This window comes from Photobacterium lutimaris, from assembly GCF_003025555.1.
In the GTDB taxonomy this organism is placed as follows: domain Bacteria; phylum Pseudomonadota; class Gammaproteobacteria; order Enterobacterales; family Vibrionaceae; genus Photobacterium; species Photobacterium lutimaris.
The window spans coordinates 85941-102943 of the sequence record NZ_PYMH01000001.1 but is presented as its reverse complement, the minus strand read 5'-3'; the positions used below and the strand labels follow the sequence as shown (position 1 = coordinate 102943).

Sequence of the window (17003 nt, the reverse complement as noted above, 5' to 3'; positions counted from 1 at the left end):
TATTTATTCTTTTCATTTAACGGTAGTTCTAAATTTGTGATCCCCTTTCTGGTCTCTAATACTGTTCCAGCTCTCAACAGCCTCTTTAAAACTACTCTCTGGCTTCTCTGCCATATAGTCTCTGATATATTGATTATATTGACATTGAGGTACAATGGCCGATTTATAGCCAGGTTGGTTTTTAAGGTGATCTTCTTTCAACCAGTCCTCTATAGCGTCTCCAAATGTTTTTCCTATATTTTCTCTTAAATATTTATTCAGACGAATGGTGAAATGGAACTTGGTACCGATTTCTTGGATAAAGAACTCCCGCACTACCCGAGTCCTTTTAAGAGTAGACGTAATCGGTGTTGCCCTTGAAAATGGACCTTTGTGATAATTAACAATGGGCTCATTCCTGCTATGTATCTTTCCCGGTTTGACAGCAACTCTTTCACCGGTTTTTAAAAAAGTAATAATCCTTGTTTCCATTTCCATTTTCAAACCTGACGTCCCAAGATTGTTTTCCACACAAAATTTTGCCAACTCTTTTTTCAGCCAATAATGTTGCTGAAAGTCTTCTACCGATATCCTGTTGTCTAATGCAGGCTTCTGATAATTAGCACTCATTTTCCATCCTCTTCGCTGTTTCGATCAGAAGATTTACCGAATTATCCGCAAAGGCTTCTACAGCATCATCATGAATAAATTTGCTTAGCACTTGATTGAAATCTGTATACTCATTTAGAAATGGCATGTGACCCCCTTTCTTAAATTCAATATATACAGAATCAGGTAACTCATTGTGTAGCGCCTTAACTTGTTCGGGTGGGTATGTGATATCCATCGATCCCGCAACAACAAGTGTTCTCACGTTAATATCTTTCAATTGAGAGAGGAAATCGAATTGGAAAAGACTATCTATATAATACATTAGAGCGGTGAGATTTACTGAACTATGCGCGCATCTGATTTTTCCTAGATATTTTTGGATCTTACCGGGGTTGGTAAAGTATTCTCCTTGATAAATATTTTGAAATTCGAGATCATAAGTGGCTAACGGATCGTTAGAGTAGCTCTTTAGATCTTCCCCATTGATACCTCGTAACCCCGCATCTTCTGCCGTTGTATTCAGCAACGCCAATGACGAAATCCTCGATTGATATTTATTTGCAAATACTTGCGCTATATTGCCTGCCATACACCAGCCTACGACATGTGCTTTAACAATGCTGTAGCTATCTAAAAGAGAGGCAATATCATCTGCAATAAGATCGAAAGTCAGTTTCTGCCCATCATAGCCGCTATTTCCGTGAGCAGGTAAGTTAAGCAGAATGACTTGATTCGTTTCCTTGAAATAGTTGAGCTGTTCTTCCCAGATGCCAAACGTGAATGCCAACGCAGTAAGAAACACGACTGGTTGGCCGCTACCTTCAACATGGATCTCATAATTGATGCCACTTTTTGCCTGGAAGAAATCACTTTGGATATCGATCATTGATGTATTTTGCTGCACCGAGTGTATGATATCTTTAGCAACCTCCATAGTTGATTCCGTCAGCGCTATGACATTTGCGACTTCCGCAACGGTTTTACATTCAATGAACGCTGATGCATCCAAATTGTTCCCGTTTTTCTCATTCAAAGAGCTGAAAATCCTGGTGAAGAGAATGGAATTGACGCCATATTCACTTAAATCAGCGTTTTCATCAATTTCAGATGCATCCATATTAAGAACGCCTGCAAACTCTTCTAACACCAGATGGACTAACTCATCGTTATCTGAATCAATTGTTTCGGAGTCATAAACTGTCAACCAATTTCCTATTTTAAGTCTGGCTTGCAAGTGCAAAGCTGAATAGCGGTTTCTGGTGAAATACGTTTTCTCAGCACCAACTATAGGAATTGAAGCATAAGACTCTCGTTGCCATCCCAAAGTAAGTGCCAACAACTCAGTCTCAATAGGCATATAGCTAATAACGAGCGTATTGGAGTCGACAAACATGGTAATGTCTTCGTCACATTTGAATGGTAACAGCAGTATTTTATGTGGGGCATTAATTTCACCAAACTCTTCATTTAATGGTGTAATCAACACATTTTCCTTACCTATCGATAGAGCAGCACTAATATTGGGCAGCGGATGATCCTTTACATGATATCGGATTGAATTAAACTTCTCAGATAGTGCATTAATTATTGTATTGCCTATCATTGATGTTTGAATACCAAAATCAACGATTGCAAGTTCGCTATCAACATTAGAATATTTTTCACTCAATAGCAGATTCAGCTGATATTTTAGAGCAGCTGAAAGCCTATGCTCTCCACTCAATACATGAGGTATAGCTGCCTGTACTTCCTCTGATTGAAGTAACCTAACAACATTTTTCTCCTCTGCATTATGTTCACCAATGGTGCCATTAAATGCTTTGAAGAGCTGAATGAATGGTGTGAATTCAGGCATAGCTCTTAAAATAAGCTGATCTCTTGAGTTAATGTTCCTCATTTGGTCCTTACATTCTTTAGATAAGGCCAATGCTGTTAATGTGTACTGCTCATTATCCTGTTCCACAAGTCCATTTTTTTCGAGTAAGTTCAGGAAATTTCTTATGACGTACCAATACTGCCCAGGCATTTGCAGTGCTTCGATTATTTCGTCCAAGTTGTACATACCGCTGCCAAACAATACCCTTCTATCTTGCATTTTCTGAAGTAAATATAAGCCTAAATAGTTGGAAATCATAAACTGACCTTGCAACAGTTGCTTTTCTTCGTCAGAAAGATTGGACTCTATTGTTTCATCAATGCTCTCACCGGATACCAGTTCTGTTGACAGGTAACTCTCTTCCGGTTTTTTAACTTCGTTATGATTGCTAGTAGCTAGCTCGGCTCTGACATTGGTATCGCTGTCCTTGCTCTGCGTTACCCAACATATTCTTTCATCAAATGAATATGTAGGAAGCGATATTCGTGTGATCTCTTCTTCTCCATATATACTCTGCCAATCTATGTTATCGCCATCCAACCAAAGTTTAATTAAATCATCGAACTCTGCATTAATAAATTGCTGACGATAGATACTCCAATCAATTACTGTTTTTCTCACCATTTTAACCGGTGTTAACTTAGCATCGCCTGCTTGTATTTGGTCGATTATCTTCTTTAGCTTTCCTAATAATTCGTATATATCATCTGCCACAACAGCGATTCGGCATTTGAATTGCTCTCTTCCCACCTGAAGCGTTCTTGCTACCCTTGATAAATTGATATCCTCGTTATTTTCCAAGAAATTGCGGAAACGAATTAGGTAAGCTTTCAAAGAGGAAGCTGTTTTGGCCGAGAAATTGAATATATTTGAGGAAGCGGAACTATGTTTTTCTTGTTGGTTGTACCTCTCAAGGATAATGTGGCCACCAGTCCCCCCTGCACCGTACGAACTCACCCCAGCTCGTAACCGAGTAGAATCAGACGAAAAGGTACTCCACTTCTCTGTTTCTTTTTGAATATGTACAATTGACTTGCCAAAGTTGAATCTTGGGTTGAGCTTTCCGTGAAGAATAGTTGGTAACAGTTGTTCATGTTTAAACTGCAACAAGACTTTCACAAGCTGCGTTACTCCGGATGCCGCTTCTGAATGACCAAGGTTTGGTTTTAGGGACCCAATCTTGATTGTACCTTTTCGACCAGAAGCATAAGCATTTTGAATACTTTCTAGTTCTATGGCATCTGACAATTCAGATCCTGTTGCCTGTGCCTCTATATAACTCACGGTAGCTGGATCAACTTGTGCATTTTCCAGCGCACTTTTAATAGTTTGTTCATAAGCTTTTGGGTTGGGCGTGAAGTACGCGTTAGTTCTACCAGTATGTTTCACCGCGGATCCTTTGATAACGCCATAGATATGGTCATTATCCATTTCTGCTTGCTTGAGTGGCTTTAGCAAAATACTAGTAACGCTCTCACCCGGTACAAAGCCGATCCCCCCCGAAGTAAAGCTACGATTTAGCTCATCATCAGCAAGCAATTTTGTTCTGCAAAGATCGACTATTCTTGAAGGATGAAGATAGAGGTTGACTCCGCCTGCAATTGCAGTATCACACTCACCGGATAATAATTTTCCACATGCTTCATGAATTGCCACCAGCGATGATGAACACATTGTGTCGACTGCAACACTAGGCCCGTTAAGATTTAGAACATAAGATACACGATTCGCTATGGATGCAAATGAAACACTCGAAAACACATTTTTTTTGCCTTTGAATTGTTCTTCCAATCCCAGGACATTGTAACTTGGCGTAGTAACACCAATAAATACTCCAACGTTTCTCGATTTTGATATATTATCTTTCGTGTACCCGGCATCTTCAAGTAGTTCCCACGCCGACTGAAGAAACAATCGTTCTTGTGGATCAACAACTTCTGCCTCTTTAGGGGAAATGTTAAAAAAGAGCGGGTCAAACTTATCAACGTCTTCAATCAGCCCTCCCCAACGTGAATATGTTTTTCCGTCCTCCTTGTCTTTGGAGAAGCTACCTTTTAGGTTCAATCTATCTTCTTTTATCTCACTAATACTGGTCTTTTTATTCAGTAAATTAGCCCACAAATCGTCAATTCCATTGGCCCCTGGTACCTTCACCGATACACCAATAATGGCAATGTCATTAGACGAACTGTTAACGGTCTTTGTTGGAGCCACTTCTGTCATTTGCTCAACTGCAACTGTTTCTTCCATCGGTGCGTCGACCGAAACATTCTCTGCAAGAGTCGATGCTTCGGTTAGTACCAAATACTCAGCTAGCTCAATGATAGTCTGGTAAGCAAACAAGGCAGTTTCACTAACGTCCTCGAATACCTTCAGTATTTTTGCTGTAAATTGTGCAATCGTAATGGAGTCAATACCATATTCAGAGAAAGGCGTATCTGAGTCTATCTCTTCCGGTCTTTGACCAATTATTTCAGCGAGCATATTAGTAAGCCGTTTCTTTGTACCTTCAAGCGAGTTATTCGTACTTTTGCTAATCTGTACGTCCACTTTCTCCTGCGCTGCAATTGCTTGCGGCTTCTCAATGACCGTCTGACTCATATTCTCCAGAATGTAACCGCCCATCTCCCCTATACTCTGATAGGCAAAAACGGCTGTTTCACTTAAGTCGCTATACTCACCAAGCAATTTCTTACTAAACTGCTGAATCGTAATGGAGTCAATGCCCAGTTCGGAGAATTCAATGGTGTCTGATATCTCATCTGCAGGCATTTGAGTTATCTCTCCAAGAATGTGTTTTAGCTTATTTTTAATCTCCAATAAGGATGTATCTGTAGTTGTTCCACTCTTTTGCTCCTCTAATTGGGTATTAGTTGTTGACTTCCTTTTCGGAATGAGTTCGGCTGCCTTTACTCTGTCCTCAACAGGTTGTAATTCAACTTTTCCGGCAATAGGGATCCAGTATTCTTTCCTTGTGAAAGGATAACCCGGTAATTCTACTTTCCTCGGTTGCCCCTGAGTGTAGAGCTTATTGAAATCAACATTGGCACCACTAACCCACCTTTCAGCGAGATATCGAATGGTATCTGAGCTTACTGCGCCATCATAGATGCCTGATTCCAACTCTTCGCCGTCTTCAGCTTCACCATAAAGGAGGTCACTCTTCTTTTCGTCATTTAAGTAGTCCCTTAGTAGGCTCAGCAGCTCCTCTAGGCTGCTTGCGATTACAGCCAGTCTACATTTAAAGAACTCCCTTCCCGTCTGCGCGACATAGGCAACCTGCTCTAAACTCAACTCTTCTTGGTGCTTAGATATATGCTTATCCCAGCTTCTTACATATTCAATTAACCGGTCTTGGTTCTTGGCTGATAGTACAATGAGCGTTTTCTCTTCCCCTGCAATCCGACGATAAGCCTCTTGTTGCCACTCTTGTATGATGATGTGACCGTTTACGCCTCCGGCACCAAAGGAGCTTATACCGGCCGTACGTAGCAATTCTTTTGGCTCATGACCATCAGACACAATAACGGGTCTGTTCCATGTTTTTAGTTTCTGGTTAATGGTGAAAGGCGACTTACGAAAATCGATTTTTTTATTGAGCTCAGAAGAATGCAGGGATGGTGCTATCTTTTTATGTTTAAGTTGTAGCACTGTTTTGGAGAAAGCAGCAACACCAGCAGCACCCTCACAGTGGCCTACGTTTGATTTCACTGACCCCAAATAGCAGAATTCCGTGTCCTTTGTGCTTTTCTTAAATATCTTATTAAGCCCAAGAATCTCAATCGGGTCCCCAAGAGGCGTGCCCGTTCCATGTGTTTCTACGTAGCTTATTTCCCGCGGCTTAATCTGCGCATTTTGCTGAGCAATCTCTATAACCTCTGCTTGCGCATTCGGGTTAGGTACAGAGAAACCGTTTGTTTTACCGCCGTGATTCACTGCAGATCCTTTTACGACAGCCATAATGTTATCATTGTCTCTAATGGCCGCATCAAGAGGTTTGAGTAAAACAGCACCAACACCTTCACCAGGAACGTAACCATCTCCACCCTCACCGAAACTTCTGCATCTACCATCGGACGAAGCCATCCCCATTAGCGACAAACGGACATATTTAGAAGGGTGATAAGACAGGTTTACCCCTCCTGCAACCGCTTGGTAACACTCTTTATTGCGAATACTTTCGCACGCCATGTGAATTGCGATAAGTGATGATGAACAAGCAGTATCTAACACGACACTAGGTCCTGTGAAATCAAATTGATACGATATTCTGTTAGCAAGTGACGCATTCCAATACCCTGTAATAGCGTCTAGGTTCCCCTTCATTACTTCTTCAGCTTCCAGCATCTTGTAGTCATCGTACATAAAACCCAAATATACCCCTACGTTTGTCTTGTAGGTGGAATCTGGGATGTTAACTAGTTTGTTTGGAAAGTACCCTGCGTTTTCAATCGTTGAATACACCGTCTCCAGAAATAGCCTTTCCTGGGGATCCATCATATTAGCGACACGAGGGATAACATTAAAAAAATCTGCGTCGAAATCCTTTATGTTGTTTATGAAACCACCCCATTTGCTTATGCTCTTACCGCGCGTGTACGGCTCTGGATCATAATATTCACGGTGATCAAACCGTTCAATTGGGATTTCTTCGATGCAATCCTTCCCTTGCGACAGGTTGTCCCAGAACGCCTCAAGGTCTTTAGCCATTGGGTATCTTCCTGACATACCGATAACTGCGATATCTCCTACTTCGCGGTCAACCAACTTGTTACTTTTCTTCAGTCCCATACCAGGTTTATTAGAAGCGGGGGTCGATGACATCGTAGCTTCGCTAGTACTCTCTTTGGAAGTATCTGTTGCGGTTTGCGGATGACTGCCGCTCTGGGTATTAATGTCAAATATCTCACAGAGACGACTTCTTTCATTATTAACAAAATACGCTGTTAGTTCCTTTATAGTCTGGTACTCAAAAAATAGTGTCTGCGGAACCTCACTAAAATAACTCTCAAGTTTGGTATTTAAGTCCATGATAATCATGGAGTCGATCCCATATTTATCAAAAGGTGTATTCGGTTTGATTTTATTAATTGGTAACTTTGACGTTTCCGCCAATAAACCACTCAACAGTTCTTGGCTCTTAGTAAACAAATCCTCATCTGAGAAGCCGGCTTTCTCTTCTGCTTTTTCCGGCACATCCACAGTTATCTCATTATTACCCTCACCAGTTTTGCTAATCAGCTTAACAAGCACCGTGTGATACTCATCAAAGAAATAGCCAGCGAGTTCTTTTAAGTTGAAATACTCGAAAAATAGCGTTTGTGGCAACGCTTCAAAATGCTTACCTAATATGTCGTTGAGCTCCATGACCATCATTGAGTCAATTCCATATTTTTCAAAAGGGGTTCCTATCTGAAATGAGTCAGGGCTCATTTTAAGGGTCTTGGCAAACAGATCCTTTAAATATGTCAAAACATCGTCTAGTGTAAGATTTTGATTTGATGGTATCTGCTTAGTGGCCGGAGCTTGAACACTCTCTGCTTCATGCACGTCAGTAGACTTCCTTGCAGGAAGCAACATTTTCTCTATCTGTTGTTTCTTGCCTTTTACGATGATTACGTGACGGTTGTCAGAACCATAAACATGATTAAATGCAGAATAAGCTTCAGCTACCTTCATAGTCGTCATTCCAGTAGATGCTACATATGAAGATTTATACCTTTCTGGTATCTGCATGTTACCTTCATCTAGGAGTGGTAAACTTAATGATATCGTTATCCCTTTGCTTTGTGGATCACTATTTCGTTTAAGACAGAAAGCATCTAAATATGCGTTAGCCATAGCATAATTGCAGGCTCCAAAATCGCCGATAATTGAGGACACTGACGAGAACATCACGAAGAAATCTATGTTTTTATTCGCTAAAACCTCACTTAAGTTCTGCGCACCGTATATTTTTGCCTTCCATATCGCCTTAAATTCTTCTAACTTCATATTAGGTAATTGAACTTCGGAAATGCTACCGGCGGCATGAAAAATACCGTTGATCGACCCGTGAGTTAATTCTACCGCATGAACTAAACTGCTAACCTGCTTTTTATCACTGATATCTGCAACACGAAATATAACGGATGAGCCTTTTTTTGACATTTCTTGTATTAGTTCATTTTGCTGCCCGGTCGGTGCAGTTCGTCCCGTCAGAATCAGATTGATATTGTATAGGTTCGTCATTTGTTTAGCCCACGCTAGTCCGATCTTACCTACTCCACCTGTAATGATATAAGTGCCACCTGCTTTAATTGGCGACGGCTGGGTCGTCGCAGCAACGGTCTCTTGCAAAAGAGTCACAAACCGATTCCCGTTGTGATATACGATCTCTTCCCCTGTCTTTGCATTCTGTTGAATAAGTTCATTTCGGATGATTTCGGCAACCTGACCCGCATCAAACTCCTGACAGGATATTATTACATTCCTGCTAGTAATATTTCGATTAAAAACTCGACACGATTTTCCGAATCCAGCTAACATACTATGAGCTGGTGTGTGCTGGTCATGACCCGAGATATCCACAAATAGAAAGTTAATACGTAAATCTGGTGTGTCTTTGGTGAACCGTTGTGATAGAAAGAAAAGCTTATTCATTACTTTATTTTCAAAATCAGGGAAGTCCGAACTGTTATCACCTGCACCTGAAAGGTTGTTGAAAACCTGAACAATGTCGATTTTAGTCTGACCGTTTTCTACTATTTCTTCAAGAAGTAGCTCGTACTTAGATACACTGGTTGAATCGATAACGAATACTCTACCAGACGTGAGTGGGGTGGAGTCAGACCTCAGATGCCATACATCTCCACTCAATTCTGACACGATCTCATTATCTTCTGTATTTATACCTTCCAACCACAATAACTGACTGTCGTAGTTGTCCGCAGCTTGGATGAATTGTCTCTCGAGTACTTTTTTGTATAGATATGTATCTGCATTGTTCTGTGTATTATTTTTATTCTCTAATGTCGTACCAGGCTTCACAAGCGCACGTGCGGTAAAGTTGATGTACTGTACTAAGGTTTCACCTCGATTATTAAGCAAGGTTATATTAAATTTCCTGATGTCGTTTTTATCATGCGTAAGCTTGACCAACGCATAACAATCAGACGTTATTTCCCTGTGTATTTCTAGTCTTTCAAGGGAAAACGGAATGTAGGTTTTAGCTGCCCCCGTCGTATTGCCTGCATTTATAGCCAAAACAGTTTGTAGAGCACCATCCATAAGCGGAATGTGTAACTTGAACTGGTTTGCTAAATCAAGCACCGCATCTGGAAACTTGAGTTTACCGAGTGCTTCAGTGTTTCCGACATAGACTTCTTCTAATACCTTAAAAGCGGGTCCATAGTGAAAGCCCATTGATGAAAAATATTCATAGAGTTTATTGTGATCATGGTGTGTCTGACATTTCTCTTTGAGAGCATCGATATTAACAAGTTCTGCCAGAGGCGATAGTTCTGCTGACTTGGTCAACAAACCCTTCGAATAGAGAACATCCTTTTCAACCCCATTTTTCTTTATTGAAAAGGCCAGGTTATTACCTGTTTGAACTAGTTCTATCTTCACATCCAACGGCTCATCTTGTATTAATATTGGATTGCCCCAGATAATATTACTGATGAGGTTAATGGAGTGGGAAGCAGCCTGTTCTCCCGCGGCTCTGGCCATTTCCAAATAGGCAACGCCCGGTAATATCGTATTGCCGTCAATATTATGATCATGAATGTAGAACTGTTCAGGAGCAAAAGTCTTCCTGAAGCAAAGTTGGTTCATATTAGAAATATTTTCATCTAAAAGTGGATGTATAGAACTTACCGTTGGCATAACGGTTGTTCTATTCACATTCTCTGGCATAGTGAACCAATATCGCTCCTTTGCAAAAGGATATGTAGGCAAACTCATTTTCACTGGCGTGCCAATTGTTTGATAGAGCTTCGACCAATCAATATTACAGCCAGACTTCCATAATCTACCAATCGACGGCATATTACTGTCGGCCAACGCTTTTTCAATTTCATTTTGATGTTCTAACGTCATTTGCTCTGACTTATCAAAATTCACTAGGTCGCTATAGTCTCTTTTAAGTAACGAAGCGTCACTAACGTATTCCCCTAGTCTCTGAATTAGTTCATCAATACTAGAGGCAATGATAGACAGTCTGTATTCCATTGATTCTCGACCAACTTGCAAGGTGTAAGCGATGCTATCCAAGCTTGTTTGAGTGTTTTTATCTGTAATGGATGTTTCCTGACCAGTTGTCTCTTGCGTGATATAACCGACTAAATCATCAATGGTGGGATAATCAAAAATAAGCGTAGTATCCACACTTATGTCATATTCCACTTCTATTAGTTTGCAAAGCTTTTGTATGTTCTTATGGCCCTTTATTATCTGTACGAGATGTTGTTTAGCGTTAACAGAAGGTACTTTGCCTATCCTTTGAATCGTTTGACTTAAGAATAGTTGAATATCCTTATGCTCATCAGACAGCACCTCCTCCTGAAGAGCATCCCTATCATCAATAAGAAAGTGATAAAGATTTTCAATAATAGATTGCAATTGTTCGGGCTCTATTGCTGATAGTGGGATAAGTTGCGTCGTTAAAGCCCCGTTGTTACTCGTTAACTGGGTGTGCTCTTGTAGCACCACATGAGCATTTGCACCTCCATAACCAAATGAACTAACACCAGCAATTCGTGGCGAATTAGCAGGCTTATCCCACGGTCTCAATTTATCAACAATATAGAAAGGAGACCCCTCCAGATCAATCAAAGGATTGATCCTATGGAAATTGATGGATGGTGGAATAGTCTTAGATTTGATGGCAAGCGCGGTTTTTATGAGTCCAGCAACACCGGCTGCGGCTTCGAGGTGACCAATATTCGACTTAACAGCACCGATACCACAATAAGCTTGTGATGGTTTTTCGCTATTGCTGCGCAAGAACAGCTCATTAAAGGCCTTTTTTAATCCCTCAATCTCCAACGGATCTCCCAGTGCTGTACCAGTACCATGCGCCTCGATATAGGTAATATTCTCTGGAGATATGTTCGCTTTTGAATACGCATCAACTAGCAAATCTTTCTGAGCCGCTGGGTTTGGTGCCGTCAATGAATTAGCCTTACCACCGTGATTAATGGCGCCACCCTTTATGACAGCATATATTTGATCCTTGTCCTCAGTGGCTTTGCTCAACTTCTTTAGAAACAGAGCTCCCGTACCCTCTCCTCTTGCATAACCATTTGCTGACTCATCAAACGTTTTACATTTTCCATCAGGAGACAACATACCCGCTTTGTTAAAGGCGACATACAATTCCGGAGAAGCAATTACATTAACCCCACCCGCAATCGCTTGATCACAACTCCCGCTGCGGATAGCCTCTACCGCCCTTATAACAGAGATGAGTGAACTAGAGCATGCAGTATCAACAGGCTCACTTGGTCCCCTAAAATCGAAAAAATATGATGCTCTGTTGGCAAGAATCGAATGGGCTCTTCCTGTCGTCGTGTAGGCATCAATGGGCACTTGATGCTGATTGAGTAATTGCGCGTAATCCAGTGTTGAAACACCCACAAAGAGACCCGTCTTGGAGCCGGCCAAATCGCTGGCTTTATAGCCTGCATCCTCGATCACAGACCATACCGTTTGCAAGAACAGACGTTGCTGCGGATCCATCAACTGAGCTTCTCTTGGGGAGATATTAAAAAACGGCGCATCAAATTTGTCGATTTCATCCATAAATGCACCCCAATGGATTTCGGTTCGAAAATTATCCTCGCTTGTTTCTTTTTGATACTCCTTCCAATTCCAACGATCACTTGGAACTTCACTAATCATGTCATCTCCGTTGACGAGATGGTTCCAAAATTCTGTTATATTAGCAGAGTTTGGTAGTACCGCATTCATACCAACAATGGCTATATCATCCGCATCATACTTGCCATTATTAAGCGTCCCCGGGCATGCTTCTTCTCGATCTGCCTGCTGACTATCAACTATCGGTGTCGCTTCTTGTTGTGAATCCACCGTTACCTGCCCGTGAACTTGTTCTACGTGCTTATGGTGATTGGAAAGCAAATGCTCCGTTAATTTTTGGATCGTAGGGTACTCAAAGAACACCAATGGCATTAATTCCAAGCTATATCTTTCGTTTAAGGAATTAGCAAAAGTTGTAAAACTTATCGAGTCAAACCCGTATTCGCTCATTTCTTTGTTCAAGCGGAATTCATCATCACTAACTTTTAGTAGTTGAGTAATTATTTCTTTTAATTGACTCTGTATTGCCAATCGTAGATGTTGTGATTGATTGAAATCATTACGGGGATTTGCTGAAACCTTCACTACTTTCTGCTCCAATTGTTGTCCTAATAAGCGCTGTATTTTCTCTTTATTTCCGTTATAGAGTACTATTTGGCTAGAGTCTGATTGAATGCACTGTTTGAGGAAGTGAATAGCATCATCCGATTGTAGACGGTGAATTCCTGCATTATTTTTGAGGAGCTCTTCCACTTTCTCATCAATCTGCATTCCTCCTTCACCCCAAAAAGGCCAATTAATAGAAATTGTTTTTCCATTACTTAAACCTTTGCTGACATCATTGTTTCGTTCTCTTGCCCAATAATCCAAGTATCCATTTGCATAGGTATAGTCGATTTGCCCTACGTTGCCCGTAATGGCCGTAACAGATGAAAAGCAAACAAAGAAATCCAAAGGTTCGCCAGTAGTACATCTATCTAGATTCTGGACGCCGACTACTTTAGGGCTGACCACCTTCGCAAAAGCTTCCATCGATTTATTCCAAAAGTAGGAATCATCAATAACGCCAGCCATATGAAACACACCATGAATCACACCATATTTTTTCTTTAAATTGTCAACTACGCTGTGTAGCTGCGCATCATTGGAAACATCTGCCTCCAGAAATTCGATTGTACCTTTTGCGTTACTATTTAATTCACTTAAGGTAGCTTTAGTTTCTTCACTACAACTTCTGCTGACGAGAACGACGTTTGAATGATAGTGCTGAACAATATGCTGCCCTAGAATGAGGCCTAGACTGCCGGCCCCTCCCGTAATGAGATACAGTTTTCCATCTTCTATTGACGACTCAATAGTATCTTCTGGCAGGGTAATGGGAACTAAACGCTGTATAAATCGCTTTCCGTTGGAATACTTAACTAAGTGATGTACGTGCTCCCGAAATTCTCCACCAATTTCTTCCACTATCTCAGACAAGGGTTGTTTATGGAAAACAACACTGACATGAATATTCTTTCTCTCTAGTTTTATGGATTTTGCAAAGCTTTCAAGAGCAGCTAAATTTACTGCTAAACCCGGTTGGGACTGTTCAACGCTACAGACGATAGTTAGAGGTAGATTATTCCGTTCAGTATGGGCGTATTGGCACCAAGCCAGTATCAGGCTGATAATTGCATCAATGTCACAACCCTCGTCCGTAACAGTTAGCAAAAGATTGATTTCTTTCAGACCCAGATTAGAAACAAGCCGTCGAATGTGTTTCGGATTACGCCACGCCCCACTAAACATGTTAGATGATTGAGAAAAACTAACACTTTCGGTCAGTACATAGCTGGATTTATCGAACCCGATGTCACGGTCTTTAGCCTCTGACCTCAGATCATAAACAATCACATTACTTAAAGCCGATTCCCGTTTTCTAGCAGCTTCCGGCATAAAGCGACGCTCGTAGGTCACTAATTCCGCAGTCTCCTTTTTATCAGCGGTTACTTCTGCCTGCACCTTTCTCATTGTAAATTCGCTAATAGTTGCCTGTATTACTCCGTTTTTATCTGCAAGCGTGATGTCATAGGAATAAATGGACGAGCCTGCTTTCTTGACGTTCGGTTTTACATGTGCAAGCGCAATAGTACTGAGTTTCTTGTAGACGACTATATTCTTCATGCCAAACGGTAAATATAAGTGCCTTTGTTGCCTCTCTTCATTGTCCAGAGTTGCAGTTATACATTGCAAAGCGGAATCTAAAACTGTCGGATGCAGTAGAAAGTCTGACTCCTCGAGATCAGCACAACCAACAGCCGATATCTCAGAAAGTGCATCATCATCGGAACAAAGAAGAACCTGAACACCTTGCATACGTGGTCCGTGTTCTATTCCTCTTGTTTTGAATTGCCGATAGTGTTCCTCTCTGGATATTTTGGCGATGCAATTCTTACGTAGGATATTAAAATCTAGTAATTCTGACTTATCAGAACGCTTCTCTTCATTGCTAAGAAGCCCCTGTGCATGATCAATAACCTGTGAGTCTGCGCCGCTAAAAAACCTGAAATTCCATCCCAGTGTTTTTTTAACGAACTCCACAGTTATCACGTTGGACGTATTGTTAACAATAAAGGGTTGTAACCATACGACATTTTCAATTTTATCAGCAACCGGCAATCCAAGTCGTTTTGCCGCTTGAAGCGCGTATTCCAGGTACAATACCCCAGGCAAAACCTTAGCCTGGTTTACCGTATGATCTTCTAGAAAGAACTCATTACCACTAAACTCAATCCTATGCTGCAATTGCTTTGCAACTGTCAGAGCCTCGACATTCTGCTGAATCTTGTGCACCTTGCCAGAAAACGGGTACGTAGGAATATTGAGGGTTCGAGCGGATTGACTTGCGAACAATAGATGCCAGGGGCAATCAATCCCTTCATTGAAGAGATCACATATTCGTGTCACTTCTTTGTAATTGCTATTCTTCGCATTACTTAGCTGTTCGAATTCAGCAATCTGCTGCCTATCAGGGTCTCGGCTATCAACTGATTTTACTTCCGTGGTAGCAATGCTCTCCACCTCTTTCGCCAAACAGGCCCTCAGCTCTTCTAGCGTATTGACCGCCCAAGCTTTCCTAAACCGAAATAACTCTCGTTTAACCAGCAAGGTGTAAGACAAATCGGCTAGGTTAACCTCATTGTGATCAGCACCATGAATCCAACTAAGAAGGTCGAAGACCTTTTGTTTCAGTGATTCCTCATTTCGAGCACTAATACAAATGGGCCAATGGCCGGGGCTACTTTGTGATTTCTCACTATGAGGGGAGCATTCGATAACAATATGAGCGTTTGTGCCGCTAAAACCAAATGCGCTTACTGTCGCTTTGTTTGTTTGAGTTACATTAATTTTTTCTAGCTTGGTGTTTACATAAAACGGACTGTCTTCCAGGTTCAAGTGTGGATTCGGCTGACTAAAATTAAGCGTGGGTACTATTACCTCGTGTTTGAGGCTCAGCGATGCTTTAATTACACCTGCAACTCCGGCAGCCAATTGCGCATGGCCGATATTGGACTTTACACTCCCTATGCCACAAAAGTTCTTCTTTGACGTAAATTTAGCAAATGCGTCCGTTAATGCATTTATCTCTATCGGGTCTCCTAACACTGTTCCAGTACCATGAGCCTCGACAAAAGCGATTGTTTCTGGATTAATGTTAAATTCCCGATATACATCCATCTCTAGCTGAGTTTGTGAGTTGGAATTGGGTGCTGTTATTCCGTTTGTTTTTCCATCTTGGTTAAGTTTGTAGCCTTTAATTACAGAGTGAATGCAATCGCCGTCTTCCAGCGCCTTGCTTAGCCTCTTAAGAACAACGACTCCAACACCTTCTCCTGGCACAAATCCATTGGCTTCTTTATCAAATGTCTTACATTTCCCATCAATTGAAAGCATGCCTGACTTGCTAGTAAGGTAGTATATGTTTGGCGTAGTAAATAACGTGATTCCACCCGCAAGAGCCATATCCGTTTCACCTGATACGATACTTCTACAGGCAAGATTTATTGCAACCAGCGAAGATGAACAAGCCGTATCAACAGCAATACTGGCACCTTTTAGGTTGAGGTGATATGAAATACGTGCAGCGAGAATGGACCCAGAATTCCCCATAAAATAATGGGCATCTGGCGGAATGTTGTAATCAGACAGCACATTTTTGTAGTCTCCATCACTATAACCAACAAAAACACCGCAATTAAGCCCTTTTTTGGTGCTTTTACCATAACCAGACTGTTCTAACGCCTTATATGATTCCTCAAGAAAAAGTCTCTGTTGTGGGTCCATTAGTTCAGCTTCGCGTGGTGATATATTAAAGAAACCACAGTCAAAGTTATAAATGTTGTTTACAAACCCACCCCACTTAGAAATACTAGTGAAAGGTCTCTCACCTTTTGGATCATAGAACGATTGAACATTCCATCGGTCTTTTGGTATCTCTGTAATACAGTTAACGCCATTCTTTAGATTAGCCCAAAATTCATCGATATTATCAGCGCCAGCGTATTTACACGCCATCCCTATAATGGCGATGTCTTCCTTATTATCGACTTTAGCGCTCATGTCTACATTGCCTTCACGGCTCTCTTGCAGCAATACTTTTAGCAGTTCATATCCTTTCTCCGGCGAAAGTTCACCACTTTTGATAAGTTCAAGTAATTTTTTCCTGTTGCTTTTCGTTTCCATACGACCT

2 protein-coding genes are annotated in these 17003 nt (G+C 41.2%); both read right to left on the bottom strand.

Annotated elements, in window-relative coordinates:
• Positions 1–12 precede the first annotated feature (12 nt).
• Positions 13–609 carry a DUF6434 domain-containing protein gene (locus C9I99_RS00225; RefSeq protein ID WP_107346842.1) on the bottom strand — a complete coding sequence of 199 codons (597 nt, stop codon included), beginning with the start codon at positions 607–609 and terminating at the stop codon, positions 13–15.
• Positions 599–16996: an SDR family NAD(P)-dependent oxidoreductase gene (locus C9I99_RS00220; protein ID WP_107346841.1), complete on the bottom strand. Its 16398-nt coding sequence runs from the start codon at positions 16994–16996 to the stop codon at positions 599–601. Before C9I99_RS00220 ends, C9I99_RS00225 begins: the two co-directional genes overlap by 11 nt.
• Positions 16997–17003 lie beyond the last annotated feature (7 nt).